Source organism: Sulfuricystis thermophila, from assembly GCF_004323595.1.
GTDB lineage: Bacteria > Pseudomonadota > Gammaproteobacteria > Burkholderiales > Rhodocyclaceae > Sulfuricystis > Sulfuricystis thermophila.
This window is the reverse complement of the sequence record NZ_AP019373.1, coordinates 583,362-597,038: the sequence shown is the minus strand read 5'-3', so window position 1 is coordinate 597,038 and position 13,677 is coordinate 583,362. Positions and strand designations below refer to the sequence as shown.

At 62.8% G+C, this 13,677-nt stretch carries 14 protein-coding genes and 1 tRNA gene; 5 read left to right on the top strand and 10 right to left on the bottom strand.

Features of this window, described 5'->3' with window-relative positions; translation table 11 throughout:
• Positions 1-73: 73 nt before the first annotated feature.
• The 4 genes from motA to M52SOB_RS03045 all read right to left on the bottom strand — a co-directional run bounded on the left by motA (position 74) and on the right by M52SOB_RS03045 (position 3,425).
• A complete protein-coding gene (motA, locus tag M52SOB_RS03060; RefSeq protein ID WP_131110517.1) occupies positions 74-931 on the bottom strand; it encodes a flagellar motor stator protein MotA in 858 nt (285 codons plus the stop codon).
• A gap of 311 nt (positions 932-1,242) precedes the next feature.
• Complete coding sequence (flhC, locus tag M52SOB_RS03055; protein ID WP_131110516.1) at positions 1,243-1,797, bottom strand: flagellar transcriptional regulator FlhC; 555 nt, start codon at positions 1,795-1,797, stop codon at positions 1,243-1,245.
• 36 nt (positions 1,798-1,833) lie between these two features.
• A complete protein-coding gene (flhD, locus tag M52SOB_RS03050) occupies positions 1,834-2,151 on the bottom strand; it encodes a flagellar transcriptional regulator FlhD (protein ID WP_131110515.1) in 318 nt (105 codons plus the stop codon).
• 209 nt (positions 2,152-2,360) lie between these two features.
• Entirely contained in the window at positions 2,361-3,425 is a 1,065-nt protein-coding gene (locus tag M52SOB_RS03045) for a GGDEF domain-containing response regulator (RefSeq protein WP_172601731.1), read from the bottom strand.
• Between the two features lie 182 nt (positions 3,426-3,607).
• Here M52SOB_RS03045 and M52SOB_RS03040 point away from each other — a divergent pair, with 182 nt between their 5' ends.
• Positions 3,608-4,138 carry an NUDIX hydrolase gene (locus M52SOB_RS03040; RefSeq protein ID WP_131112401.1) on the top strand — a complete coding sequence of 177 codons (531 nt, stop codon included), beginning with the start codon at positions 3,608-3,610 and terminating at the stop codon, positions 4,136-4,138.
• Between the two features lie 2 nt (positions 4,139-4,140).
• Here M52SOB_RS03040 and M52SOB_RS03035 read toward each other — a convergent pair whose 3' ends face one another.
• Positions 4,141-4,860, bottom strand: a complete 720-nt coding sequence (locus M52SOB_RS03035) for an energy transducer TonB family protein (RefSeq protein ID WP_131110513.1) — start codon at positions 4,858-4,860, stop codon at positions 4,141-4,143.
• A 111-nt stretch (positions 4,861-4,971) separates the two neighbouring features.
• On the opposite strand from M52SOB_RS03035, the gene M52SOB_RS03030 reads away from it, so the two are divergent.
• Entirely contained in the window at positions 4,972-5,544 is a 573-nt protein-coding gene (locus tag M52SOB_RS03030) for an HNH endonuclease (protein WP_131110512.1), read from the top strand.
• 19 nt (positions 5,545-5,563) lie between these two features.
• Entirely contained in the window at positions 5,564-7,657 is a 2,094-nt protein-coding gene (locus M52SOB_RS03025) for a YgiQ family radical SAM protein (RefSeq protein WP_172601730.1), read from the top strand.
• On the opposite strand, the gene M52SOB_RS03020 is transcribed toward M52SOB_RS03025, so the two are convergent.
• Both M52SOB_RS03020 and M52SOB_RS03015 read right to left on the bottom strand, forming a co-directional pair.
• Entirely contained in the window at positions 7,641-7,970 is a 330-nt protein-coding gene (locus tag M52SOB_RS03020) for a TusE/DsrC/DsvC family sulfur relay protein (protein ID WP_131110511.1), read from the bottom strand. The genes M52SOB_RS03025 and M52SOB_RS03020 overlap by 17 nt on opposite strands.
• Positions 7,971-8,128: 158 nt before the next feature.
• Positions 8,129-8,221 (bottom strand) — tRNA-Ser (locus M52SOB_RS03015).
• Between the two features lie 47 nt (positions 8,222-8,268).
• On the opposite strand from M52SOB_RS03015, the gene mltF reads away from it, so the two are divergent.
• On the top strand, positions 8,269-9,675 hold the full coding sequence (gene mltF / locus M52SOB_RS03010; RefSeq protein WP_172601729.1) for a membrane-bound lytic murein transglycosylase MltF: 1,407 nt from the start codon (positions 8,269-8,271) through the stop codon (positions 9,673-9,675).
• Here the strand turns inward: mltF and serS are convergent.
• Entirely contained in the window at positions 9,665-10,945 is a 1,281-nt protein-coding gene (serS, locus tag M52SOB_RS03005; protein WP_131110509.1) for a serine--tRNA ligase, read from the bottom strand. The genes mltF and serS overlap by 11 nt on opposite strands.
• A gap of 53 nt (positions 10,946-10,998) precedes the next feature.
• The gene (locus M52SOB_RS03000) at positions 10,999-12,312 is read right to left on the bottom strand and encodes a replication-associated recombination protein A (RefSeq protein ID WP_131110508.1); all 1,314 of its coding nucleotides are present in this window, start codon (positions 12,310-12,312) and stop codon (positions 10,999-11,001) included.
• 59 nt (positions 12,313-12,371) lie between these two features.
• Here M52SOB_RS03000 and M52SOB_RS02995 point away from each other — a divergent pair, with 59 nt between their 5' ends.
• Positions 12,372-13,007 (top strand): LysE family translocator, encoded by a 636-nt coding sequence (locus tag M52SOB_RS02995; protein ID WP_131110507.1) that lies wholly within the window; start codon positions 12,372-12,374, stop codon positions 13,005-13,007.
• Positions 13,008-13,010: 3 nt separating this feature from the next.
• Here M52SOB_RS02995 and lolA read toward each other — a convergent pair whose 3' ends face one another.
• Positions 13,011-13,616 (bottom strand): outer membrane lipoprotein periplasmic chaperone LolA, encoded by a 606-nt coding sequence (gene lolA, locus M52SOB_RS02990; RefSeq protein WP_131110506.1) that lies wholly within the window; start codon positions 13,614-13,616, stop codon positions 13,011-13,013.
• Positions 13,617-13,677: the final 61 nt, after the last annotated feature.

Sequence of the window (13,677 nt, the reverse complement as noted above, 5' to 3'; positions counted from 1 at the left end):
AATGAAGACGCCCCGCCGGGCGCCGACTCATTTCGGAAAGTCGGCGCTGGCGGGACGGCACCGTGGCTGGCCATCACTTACCCTTCCGGCTCTTCAGATCTTCCTCGAGCTCGATAAAGCTCGGTCGGTCGGCGGAATAGAGCACCTTACGGCCGAATTCGATCGCCACCTGCGGCGCGTAGCCATTCATGCTAGCGAGCAATACCGCCTTGATGACGTGATAGATCTTGCTGCCTTCTTCGACTTGGCGGTTGAGCTGGTTGGCGATCGGCTCGACGAAACCATAGGAGAGCAGGATGCCGAGGAAGGTACCGACCAGTGCACCGCCGATCATCTTGCCGAGCACCGCGGGCGGCGCACCGACCGAACCCATCACGTTGACCACGCCCATCACCGCGACGACGATACCCATCGCGGGAATCGCGCCGGCGGTCGACTGCATCATGTGTGCCGGAAAATGCGCTTCGGCGTGGTGGGTCTCGATCTCGATGTCCATCAGGTTCTCGATCTCGAAAGCATTCAGGTTGCCGCCGACCATCATGCGCAGATAGTCGGTGATGAACTCGACCACATGATGGTCCTTCATGATCGACGGATACTTGGAAAAGATCGGGCTGGCCTCGGGATTCTCGACATCGCCCTCGATCGACATCAAGCCTTCCTTGCGCACCTTGCTGAGGATCTCGAACAGCAGTGCGAGCAGATCCATGTACAGCGCCTTGTTGTACGGCGTGCCCTTGAGCACCGACGGGATCGCCCCCAGCACCGCCTTCAGCGAGCGCGGCCCGTTCGAAGCGACCAGATAGCCGGTGGTCAGGCCAATGATGGCGAGATATTCGAGCGGCACCCACAGGGCGCCCAGGCTGCCGTGCACCGCATAGGTGCCGACGGAAGCCGCCAGAACGATGACATAGCCGACGAGCAATAACATGAGGACCCCGTTTTGTCAGCGCTGACTCATGGGCCAGCGCGCTTCCCTTTTCCGCGCATGATAACGGCTCCCTCCGGTCGACGTCACGCAAAAACGCGCGGGGCACCCCTCCCTATTCTGAGTAATGAGCGCCCCGTGTGCTACAAGGAGAAACCCCTGCGAAACTGGCTGCGCGGGCGGTCTGCTGCGTTGCGCGGTGCTCGCTCCCTCGCCTATCTCGTTGATATGTCTCGGTCGCTGCGCTCCGTGCGCCTTGCATCCCATCCCGCTCGCGGCGTTTCGCAGGGGTTTCAAGGAGAAATAATGTTGCCTCAGGCCGCAGCCACGCCTTTTGCCTCCGTCGCCTCGGCAGTGCGGCGCGTCTTGCCGGCACGCGCCGGCATATGGCAAAGCCCGCAGACGTAATCGTGCTGCGGGTCGTGGGCATGGGCGACGAATTCGCCGCCACAGCTTTTGCAGCGCGTCATCTGCAGCATACCGGCATCGAAGAAGCGTACCATCGTCCATGCCCGCGTCAGCGACAGCACGCTTTCCATGCCGCAGCGCTGGGTCTGCTCCAGATAGAGCCGGTAGGCCTTGATGATGCGCTCGATACCCGCCAGCTTCGTGTGGCGCTCGAGGAAGTTGTAATAGGCCATGAACAGCGAGGCATGCACATTCGGCTGCCAGGTCATGAACCAGTCGGTCGAAAATGGCAACATGCCCTTCGGCGGCGAGACGCCGCGTACTTCCTTGTAGAGCTTGAGCAGGCGTTCGCGGGAAAGGTTGGTTTCGGCTTCCAAGAGCTGCAGACGGGCACCGAGCTCGATGAGCTCGATCGCCAGGCGAATATCCCTCGCCTCCGAGATGACGGATTTGTTGCGCATGGAGCGACCTCCCTGAAAAGGATGGCGACCGGCTTATCAGGCCGCAGTCTCGACGGGCTTGCCGGCGGCGAGAATGGCGGCATGGATGTGACCGACACCGCGTTCGCGCTCGTGGTTCGCCAACAGATCGAGCAACAGGGAATCGTCGAAACGGAAGCTCATCAACAGCATGTCGGAGCTGGCCATCTTCAGGATCTGCCCCGGCGTGAGCGCTTCCAGGATGTCGGCAATCTCCTCACTGATGCCCAGCCGGAACACTGCCGCCTCACGGTCGGCGCGGATCATGTTCTGAGCCAGCATCAGATAGGCAAGATTGACCTCCTTGATGTCATTGTAGGTGTCGGTCGCTTTCATCTTTCCTCTCCTTGCGTTGCCGCCAATCCCGGACACACACCTAGCGAATCTTCTTCGCGCATATCCGTTTGGCAGTCATGCCATTCTCTCGGCTGACTAGCAAGAAGAAAATCAATGAAAAAACCATCCTTTTGTAAGAATAGGATGGGAAACCGTTGTAAGAAAAAACATTACAAAAGTTGGCTTACATCCTGCTTTTTAATGTTTTTTTAGGGTGTCTGGATACTGACAACCTTGTTCCTGCCACGCTGCTTGGCAAGATACGCCCCCTCATCGGCACGCTTGATCAACGTTTCGATATCCGGCGTACCCGCATCGCGCATCGCCACGCCGATGCTGACGCTGCCGCGGTGACAGCGCCCGCCGAATGCAAAGCGTAAGCCTGCGACGGCCTTGCGCACCCGCTCGGCACAGGTGAGTCCGGCCGCCAGATCGGTGTCTGGGCAGATCACCGTGAACTCGTCCCCGCCGGTGCGACAGACCACGTCCTGCGCCCGCAGACCACGCTTGATGGCTACAGCGATCTCCTTGAGCACCACGTCGCCGCCGGCATGGCCATGACTGTCGTTGATTTCCTTGAAATGATCCACGTCGATCAGCATCACCACGAGGGGGCGACCGCTACGGCTGGCCACCTGCCATTCGTGACCGAAGAACTCGATCGCGTAGCGTCGGTTGGGCAGTCCCGTCAAGACGTCGGTGAGGGCCGCCTCGCGCAGCCGCCGGTTGGCCTCGGCCAGTTCGTCGGCATAGCGGCGGATTTCGTCCCGGTCGCGCTCCACTTCGCGCTGCAGACGCACGACCCGCTCGGCAGCGCGCAAACGCGCCTCCAGTATTCGTAGATTCAACGGCTTGGCAACGAAGTCATCCACACCGGCCGCAAAGGCGGCGACGAGATTTTCCTCGGTTTCCCGGGCCGTCATGATCAGGATGTAGACGCCCCGGCCGAATTTGGTCTCGCGCAGTGCGCGGATCATGCCGATCCCCCCCATGCCGCCCGTGTCCCATTCAGTGATCAGGATGTGGGGGTGTTCCTGCAATGCCATCCGGAAACCCGCCCGACCATCGTCGGCCAGCCGTACGTCGTGCCCGGCCGCCACGAGCGTCGCGGCCAGTTGGGCGCGCGCCCGGCCGGGTTGATCGACGATCAGGATGCGCAGCGTCTCCTCGTCCGTCACCGCAGCCATCTGGCCGTTTTCCGGCAGGGTGATCGAAAACGTCGCGGGGTCGGCCATTTCCTGCATCGCGGTCTGCAGCAGCGAGGCCAATCGCATGCGTTCGCGTTGTCCGTGAGCGAGGGTCCGGCGCCGCGCACCGGCGCGGAGCGGGAGGGTGGTCTGGAGCGTCGATGACATCCGGAAGATGAACGGTGTATGAAGAGCGGAAGTTTTATAGCATTCCGGCATCCGACCTATCCGTCGATCAGACGCTAAAATCGCCCGCTATGGAGCCGGCCATCAATTTCTGCTGCACTTGCGGCGCGCCGATCAGCGTGTGCATTCCGCCCGGCGATTCCCTGCCACGCCATGTCTGCACGAACTGCGGCGCGATTCATTACCGCAACCCACGTCTCGTGGTCGGCACCCTGCCCGTCTGGGAAGATCGCATCCTGCTGTGCCGGCGCGCGATCGAGCCGCGCCACGGCTATTGGACCCTCCCGGCCGGCTTCATGGAGAACGAGGAAACGCTCGCCGCCGCGGCGTTACGCGAAACCCGCGAAGAAGCCTGTGCGCACGTCGAGCTCGAGCCCCTCTACACGATGATCTCGGTGCCGCACATCAGCCAGGTGCATGCGATCTTCCGCGCGCGCCTCATCGATCTCGACTTCGCCGCCGGCAGTGAAACCCTGGAAGTCGCGCTGTTCGAGGAAGCCCAGGTGCCGTGGGAGGCCATCGCCTTCCGCACCATCGCGATGACCCTGCGGCATTTCTTTGCCGACCGGCGCCAAGGCAGCTTCGGCCTGCATGTCGAATCGATCGCGTTGTAACTCTATTCCTCCACTTCGAACACCACTGGCACCGAAACGACAAACGCCTGACCTCGCAGGACGTCCGGCAAGGGGCTGCGCTCTGCCGCGATACGCATCATTTCCAGCGCCGCGGCATCGAGCATCACATGACCGCTGGAACGTGCCAGTTCGGCCTGCCGCTGCGCCAACGCATTCACGCTGATGCGAATCTCGGCAGTACCGGCAAGCCCGACGCGACGCGCGGCCTCCGGGTAGTGGCGCACCCGCCGTGCCTCGCTCGCTAGCGCCAGGCGGAACTGGCGCAATCCTGCAGCATCCGGGCCATACACTTCTTCCGGGGCAGCGATGGCCACCGTCGCTGGTGTCGGGGCAGCCCTCTGTTGCGGGATGCCGCCTGGCACCGGGCTGACTGGCATCCGTTCCACCGCGGTGTCTGCGGCGACGAAAATCGGCGCTGGCGGAAAAGGGGACGCCCCGCCGGGCGCCGACTCGCTTCGGATAGTCGGCGCTGGCGGGACGGCACGTTCCCGCAACGGCGTCGGCTGTGCGACGGCGCCTTGCGGTTTGGCCCGCTGAGGCCGGGCCACGTGGCTTTCTTCACCCTTCCGCGCCTCGCCGGTTTCGGTGAGCACCCGCACACTGACGCGCAGGGGTTCCGGCGGTGCATCACCGCGCGATCTCACGGCAGGCAAATCGGCGAGCGCAGCCAGTGCCAGCAGATGCAAAACCAGCGACAGCAACACTGCCTGCCGCAGCGGCTGAGTACTTTCGGCGGCTTTTTCCGCTGACTGGAATAAACTTAACGCTGTCACAATGGTCTGAAGAGGTCGTGCGGCAACATTCTACGTGCCATGAATTCCTACCCGCTGATCCTCACGCTCGATCCATACGGCGTCCCCCACCGCTGGGTGACATGGCAGCATGCGTGCTTTTATTACGCGAAAAATCTGGTGGCCTGGGCGATCGGCGAGCACAACTTCGTGATCCGCGGCGGCCTCAACCGGCTGACCGGACAGCGTTCGGAAATCCGCTTCAGCAGCATCATCGCCATCAAGGGCCGGGCGCTCTCGGGGCGCCAGTTCCAGCAGGTGCCGCCGCTCGACAACCGCGAGCTGTTCCACCGTGACCGCCATATCTGCGCCTACTGCGGCGACAGCCTGCCGAGCACGAAACTCACCCGCGACCACATCGTCCCGGTTTCCCAAGGCGGGCGCGACACCTGGATGAACGTCGTCACCGCCTGCCGTGGCTGCAATCAACGCAAAAGCGGCCGCACGCCGGAACAGGCCGGCATGCAGCTGCTCTATGCGCCCTACGTGCCGAACAAGGCCGAGTATCTAATTCTCTCGAACCGCAACATCCTCGCCGACCAGATGGACTTTCTGGCCCAGCACGTCTCGAGCCAGAGCCGAATCAGGATCTGAGCGACGCTACACTCTGCCAATGAAACCCTTCAAGGCCCTGACGGCCTACCGCCCCTACTGGGCGAAACGCTTCGGCGTTTCTCCGTTCCTGCCGATGACGCGTGCCGAGATGGAATCGCTCGGCTGGGATTCCTGCGACGTGATCATCGTCACCGGCGATGCCTACATCGACCACCCGAGTTTCGGCATGGCGCTGGTCGGCCGGCTCCTCGAAGCGCAGGGTTTTCGCGTCGGCATCATCAGCCAACCGGACTGGAGATCCGCCGACGATTTCCGCCGCCTTGGTCGGCCGAATCTCTTCTTCGGCATCACCGCCGGCAACATGGATTCGATGGTCAATCGCTACACCGCAGACCGGAAGATCCGTTCCGACGATGCCTACACGCCGAATGCCGAGCCCGGTAAGCGCCCCGACTACGCCGTCACCGTCTATGCCCAGCGCGCCCGCGAAGCCTTCAAGGACGTGCCCATCGTGATCGGCGGCATCGAGGCCAGCTTGCGCCGCATCGCGCATTACGACTACTGGTCGGATACCGTGAAACGTTCGGTGCTCGCCGACAGCAAGGCGGATCTGTTGCTCTACGGCAATGCCGAACGCGCGCTGGTGGAACTCGCGCATCGGCTGGCCAAGGGCACGTCCATTCAGGACATCCGCGACCTGCGCGGCTCGGCTTTCCTGGTGCCCGCCGGCTGGACGCCCACCCCAGAATGGCACGAGGTCGGCACTCGCGCCGCCCACGACGATCGCGCCCTCACCTATGTCCGGCTGCCGGACTATGAGACGGTGAAGACCGACAAGCTCGCCTATGCCGAAGCCTCGCGGATGTTCCACCTCGAATCCAATCCCGGCAACGCGCGGGCCTTGGTACAAAGGCACGGCAACCGGGATCTGTGGCTCAACCCGCCGCCGATTCCGCTTTCCACCGCCGAGATGGACTACCTCTACGGCCTGCCCTATGCCCGCGCGCCGCACCCGTCTTACGGCGACGCGAGGATTCCCGCCTGGGAGATGATCCGTTTCTCGATCAACATCATGCGCGGCTGCTTCGGCGGCTGCACCTTCTGCTCGATCACCGAACACGAAGGACGCATCATCCAGAGCCGCTCGGAAGAATCGATCCTGCGCGAGATCGAGGAAATCCGCGACAAGACGCCGGGCTTTACCGGCGTCATTTCCGACCTCGGCGGGCCCACCGCCAACATGTACCGCATGGCTTGCAAGGACAATGCGATCGAAGCGGCCTGCCGGCGCTTGTCCTGCGTCTATCCCGAAATCTGCCCGAACCTGAATACCGACCACACGCCGCTGATCCATCTCTATCGCAAGGCGCGTGCTATCCCTGGCGTGAAGAGAGTGCTGATCGGCTCGGGGCTGCGCTACGACTTGGCGGTGCGCTCGCCCGAATACGTCAGGGAGCTGGTCGCCCACCATGTCGGCGGTTATCTGAAGATCGCACCGGAGCATACCGAGGAAAAACCGCTCTCGAAGATGATGAAGCCGGGGATGGGCGCCTATGACAAATTCAAGCGCCTATTCGAGCAGGCGTCGAAAGCCGCCGGCAAAGAGCAATATCTGATCCCCTACTTCATCGCCGCCCACCCGGGCACTACTGACGAGGACATGCTCGAACTCGCGCTGTGGCTGAAGCGCAATGACTTCCGTCTCGACCAGGTGCAGACCTTCCTGCCGACACCGCTGGCGCTCGCCACGGCGATGTGGCACACGGAAAACAACCCGCTCAAGCGCGACCCGGCAAGCGAGAAAGTCGCCGTCGCACGCGGCCTCAAACAGCGCCGGCTGCACAAGGCCTTCTTACGCTATCACGATCCAAAGAACTGGCCGCTGTTGCGCGAAGCCCTGAAGCGCATGGGCCGCGCCGATCTGATCGGCAACGGCAAACGGCACCTCGTTCCCGCCTGGCAGCCTGGTGAAAAGACGACGCCGATCCTGAAGTCAGCGCCGACGGAAAAGGAGACGTCCCGCCGGGCGCCGAGTCATCTCGGAAACTCGGCGCTGGCGCAAAAGGGAGCGTCCCGCCGGGCGCCGACTCGCTTCGAAAAGTCGGCGCTGGCGGGACGGCACCCCACCGCGAAGATCAAACGCAGCCGGTAGGCTTGGGCATGCCGGCGTAACGCGCGGCCTGCTTGGCCGGGCCGTAGGGGAACAGGTCGAAGAGGAATTTCTTGTCGGAAAAATCTTCCCCCAGATCCTCGCCGATCAGTTTGGTCATCACGCGCAGGTTGGGCGCGGTGCCATTTTCCGCGTAGTAATCGCGGATCCAGTTGATGACCTGCCAGCGCTTCTCGTCGAGCTTGAGCTCATCCTGCGCCGCCAGGAACTCGGCGACCTCCTCGCTCCAATCGGACAAATCGGCCAGATAGCCTTCGGCATCGGTCTCGATTTCCTTGCCATTGACGTTGATCATTTTGACTTCCTCTCTCTGTAAGGGTTAGGGGTTTCGGTCTCAGTCAATTACTTGACTGATTTAGTCAAGATTGTATGCATGAAATTCCCTAAAGTAAATAAAGAATTATTTGATCCAGCATCAGGCTGGCTTATGGATGGGGAATATAATGTGAGGGGTGGCGGAGAGGAAGGGATTCGAACCCTTGTGCCAGGTTTCCCTGACCATCCGATTTCGAGTCGGCGCCGTTATGACCACTTCGGTACCTCTCCGTAATTGATTCATTATACCTGCCATCCCGACAAGGAACAGCCATCACGTGCGGGAAAAATCTCTCATCGCCTGCCTCCGTCGCCTTGCAGTCACGCTGATTTTCGGCGCGCTGCTCGCCGGCTGCGATTTCGTTGCACCGCTAGCGCCCCTGAAGCCGCCGGGGCCACGGCAGCCGCTGGTCGTCGCCCTATCGGCCGATCCAGCCTTCGCACAACCGGCGATCGACAGCGAAGGGTTGAACGGCTTCAGCCGTGATCTCGCCGAACGGTTTGCACAATACCTTGGCGTCAAAGTGCGTTTCGTTCCACCACCCGCCCAAGGCCATGCAGCCGAAATGGTCGTGCAGCAGCGGGCGCACATGATCGCCACCGTGCCGATCCAGACGAAAGACGCGTCGCTGCTCTACAGCCCGCTGCTGTTCGAAACACCCCAAGTGATCGTGCAACATGCAAACGCTTTACCGTTGGAGAACGCCGAAAAATTGGCCGGGCGCGAGATTCATCTGTTGCCGGGAGCGCCGCAAGCTCAAACCCTTGCCGCCCTTGGCATCGAACCGCCGCCGCGCCTCGTCGAACACCGCGGCACGAACGAGCTGGCGCTCATCGCCGGCATCGCCGATTTGCGTCACGAACTGGTCGCCAGCGACGAACTGCATTTCGACCTTGCCACCAACATCAGCCCCGATCTGGCCATCGCCTTGAAGCTGCCGGACAGGCTGGGCTACGGCTGGGCGATTGCGCCAGCATATCCGGAGTTGCGTGAGAAAGCGACCGAATTCATCGCCGCGATTCGCCAGGATGGCACGTTGCGACGCCTCTACGATCGCTATTTCGGCCACATCAAACGGCTCGACAATCAGGATGTCGCAGCATTCCTCGATGCAGCGCAGACCCGTCTGCCGGCACTGCGGCCTTTTTTTGCAGAAGCAGAGAGAATCACCGGATTCGACTGGCGGCTCCTCGCGGCACTCGCCTGGCAGGAATCGAAATGGGAGCCGCTGGCCACTTCACCGACCGGTGTGCGCGGCATCATGATGCTCACCGAAGAGACCGCCGACCGGCTCGGCGTGAAAAACCGACTCGACCCCCGCGAGAGCATCCTCGCCGGCGCCCGCTATCTGGCGATGTTGATGGACGAGCTACCGGATGAAATCCTGCCGCCGGAACGTCTCTGGTTCGCTCTCGCCGCCTACAACCTCGGCATGGGGCATCTGAAAGGAGGCCGCCATTTCGCACCTGGACTCAAGAAAAGCCCCAATCACTGGGCCGACATGAAGGACGTGCTGCCGCTGCTTTCGCGGCCGGAGTATTACACGCGACTCAAAAGCGGCCGCGCGCGCGGCGGCGAGACGGTGATCATGGTCGAGAACGTACGCAACTACTACGATATCCTCGTGCGCATCGAGCCGCGTCGCAGTCTTTCACCCCTCCAGAGCGGCCTGACTATGCAGTAAGGCGTTCCAGCCCACCGAGATAGGGACGCAGCACTTCGGGCACAGTGACGCTGCCATCGGCACGCTGGTAGTTTTCCAGCACCGCGACCAGCGTGCGGCCGACCGCGAGACCGGAGCCATTGAGCGTATGGACGGGACGGGGCTTGCCCCCCTTGTCACGGCAACGCGTCTGCATTCTCCTCGCCTGGAACGCCTCGAAGTTCGAACACGAGGAAATCTCGCGGTAGGTATTCTGCGCCGGCAGCCAGACTTCGAGATCGTAGGTCTTGGCGGCGGAAAAGCCCATGTCGCCGGCGCACAGCGCGACCTTGCGATAGGGCAGCCCGAGCTTTTGCAGGATCGCTTCGGCATGTCCGGTGAGCTCTTCGAGCGCCTGCCAGGAAGCTTCCGGCGCGACGATCTGCACCAGCTCGACCTTGTCGAACTGGTGCTGGCGGATCATGCCGCGTGTGTCCTTACCATAGCTGCCGGCCTCGGAACGGAAGCAGGGCGTATGACAGACGAACTTCAAGGGCAGTTTCTCGGCATCGAGAATCTCGCCGCGCACGATGTTGGTCACCGGCACCTCGGCGGTCGGGATCAGATACAGCCGGCTGCCATCCGAGCGTTCGACGCGGAACAGATCCTCCTCGAACTTGGGCAGCTGGCCGGTGCCGAACATGCTATCCGGATTGACGAGGTAAGGCGCATAGACCTCGGTGTAGCCATGCTCGCGGGTGTGGGTGTCGAGCATGAACTGCGCGAGCGCGCGGTGCAGACGTGCCACTTCGCCCTTCATCAGCGTGAAGCGGCTGCCGGCGATCTTCACCGCGCGCTCGAAGTCGAGCCCGCCCAAGGCCTCGCCGAGATCGACATGATCCTTCGGCGGAAAATCGAACACGGGGAGCGTGCCCCAGCGCGAGATTTCGACGTTGCCGGATTCATCCCGACCGTCCGGCACACTCTCATGTGGCAGATTGGGCAGACGCGAGACGAAGGCGTCGATCTCGGCCAGCAGCACGGCGAGCTTTTCTTCATTGGCCTTCAGCGCATCGCCCAGGCCGGCCACCTCGGCCATCACGGCGGAAACGTCCTCGCCCTTGGCTTTCAGCATGCCGATCTGCTTCGAGAGCGCATTGCGCTTGGCCTGCAATTCCTGGGTGCGGGTCTGCACCGCCTTGCGCTCGGCTTCGAGCGCCTCGAACGGGGCAAGATCGATCGCGATGCCGCGGCGGGCGAGGCCGGCGGCGACGAGATCGGGTTGGGAGCGCAAGAGCTGGATGTCGAGCATGAGCTTTCCTGAAGATCGTGGAAGTTTTGGATTTTATCCGCCAGCAGGGCCGTTCAGCTTTTCTTCCTGCGATATTGCGCGTCGAGCGCGCGCAGGTGGGCAAGCTTCTCGCCGATCTTCTGCTCGAGGCCGCGCGGCGTGGGCCGGTACCATTCGACCTTCGGCATGCCTTCGGGGAAATAATTCTCACCGGCCGCATAAGCTTCCGGCTCGTCGTGCGCATAACGGTATGCGCGGCCGAAGCCGAGTTCCTTCATCAGCTTCGTCGGCGCATTGCGCAGGTGTTCCGGCACCGGCCGGCTCTGGTCCTGGGCGACGAAGCGTCGCGCCGCACCATAGGCGACGTAGCCGGCGTTCGACTTCGGCGCCACGGCCATGTAGATCACCGCGTTGGCCAACGCCAGTTCGCCCTCGGGCGAGCCGAGGCGCTCATAGGTCTGTGCCGCTTCCAGCGCGATGGAAAGCGCCCGCGGGTCGGCCAGCCCGATGTCCTCGGAGGCCATGCGGATGATGCGCCGTGCCAGATACAGCGGATCGGCGCCGCCGTCGAGCATGCGGCAGAACCAGTAGAGCGCGGCGTCCGGGTTCGAGCCGCGCACCGACTTGTGCAGCGCCGAGATCTGGTCGTAAAAGGCATCGCCGCCCTTGTCGAAGCGGCGCAGGTCGGCAGCGAGCGTCTGTTCGAGAAAGTCGGCGCTGACGAGACGGCACCCCGCCGCCTGCGCCGCCGTGCGCAGCGTTTCCAGCACATTGAGGAGCCGGCGCGCATCGCCATCGGCATAGCCGACGATGCGGTCGACGGCCTCGGCAGAAAACTGTAGATCCGGGAAGGCGCGGCTCTGGGCTCGCAGGAAAAGCTCGCGCAGCTCGTCGCTCGTCAGTGGTTTGAGCACATACACCGCGGCGCGCGAGAGCAGCGCGGAGTTGACTTCGAACGAGGGATTCTCGGTGGTCGCGCCAATGAAGGTCAGCAGCCCCTGCTCGACGTAGGGCAAAAAGGCGTCCTGCTGGGCCTTGTTGAAGCGATGCACCTCGTCGACGAACAGCAGCGTGCGCCGGCCCGTCTGCGCCAGCGTCAGCTGCGCCTGATCGACGGCGGCGCGGATGTCCTTGACGCCGGAGAACACCGCTGAGAGGGCGATGAATTCGGCATCGAAGGCATCGGCCATCAACCGTGCCAGCGTCGTCTTGCCCACCCCCGGCGGGCCCCAGAGGATCATCGAATGCGGCGTCTTCGATTCGAAGGCCAGCCGCAAGGGCTTGCCCGGGCCGAGCAGGTGCTGCTGGCCGATCACCTCGTCGAGGGTTTTCGGACGAAGCTGTTCGGCGAGCGGCGCATGGGGTTGGGGAGCGAACAGGTCGGACATCGGCAATGGCAGGATTTGGCGTAGAGTCGTGCATTATCGTCCAAGCGGGGACAACCACCATGCCCGACCTCCTGCCCAATGGCCCGCTGCTTTCGGCTTTCCTGATCGCGAGCCTCCTGCTCGCGGTCACGCCCGGACCGGGCGTGCTCTACATCGTCGCCCGCAGTCTCGGAGAGGGACGCCGCGCCGGTCTCGCTTCCGTGGCCGGCGTGGCCCTGGGCAATTTTGGCAATGCGCTCGCAGCGGCCTTTGGGCTGGCGACGCTGTTCGCAATCTCCGCACTGGCTTTCACGATCGTCAAATATGCCGGTGCCGCCTACCTCGTTTATCTCGGCGTGCAGATGCTGCGCCGACCGGTCGCAGCGCCGGGAGACGTTCCGCCTGCGTCCCTCCCGGACGTCTTCCGCGACGGCTTCGTCGTCGCCCTCTTCAACCCGAAAACGACGCTCTTCTTCGCAGCCTTTCTCCCCCAATTCATGGATGCAGAAGCCGAACCGCTCACGCAAAGTCTGATGCTGGGCGCGCTTTTCGTCGCCATCGCCGCGATCACCGACAGTCTTTACGCGCTCGGCGCCGGGGCGCTCATGCCAATACTCAAGCGCTTCCGCGACTCCCCGGCGCTGGCTCGCCGGCTCGGTGGCGGCCTGTTCATCGGCCTGGGCATATTCGCTGCGCTGACCGGTCAGCGCAAATGAACGCTACTCGCCGATCACGTCCGCGCCATGGGGCGGCGTGAAACGGAAAGCCCCCTGCGGCAACAGCGGGTTCGGCTGGAACTGAGTAAACAACACGGTCGTCGTCTGGCCGAAGTTGTCCTGCACCTCCATGAGGCGCGGCAGGTTGTTTTTCATGCCGATGCGCACGCGGGCGAACGTGCTGTCGGCGGATTTCGGCACCGCCTCGACGATCTCCATGCCATCGGCCGTGCCGGCTTCGCTGAGTGTGAAATGTCGGTCGAGCGCTTCACCCGTCAATAGTGCCGCCGGGCTCGTGCCCAGCGCCTGATCGATTTTGCCGACGGTCACCTGATTCAGGTCGGCGTCATAGGTCCATAGCTTTTCGCCATCGGCGACGAGCAACAGACGCATCGGTTTTTCATAAGCCCAGCGCAACTTCCCGGGGCGCGCGAGTGCAAAGCTGCCCGTCGAATTCTGCGGCTTCCTGCCCGACTTGGCGATGACCGTTTGGGCGAATGTGCCTTGAGCCGATGTGGTGTTCGCCCAAAAGGCCTTGAGCTGGTCGATGCCGGCCGCTCTTGCCAGCACGGAGGCCAGCATGCCGACAAAAAAGATCAGGATACGCATGCCTACATTATCCAATATGGGCCAGGGGTGCCGTGCCGCCAGCGCCGAGTTTTGTGTAAGG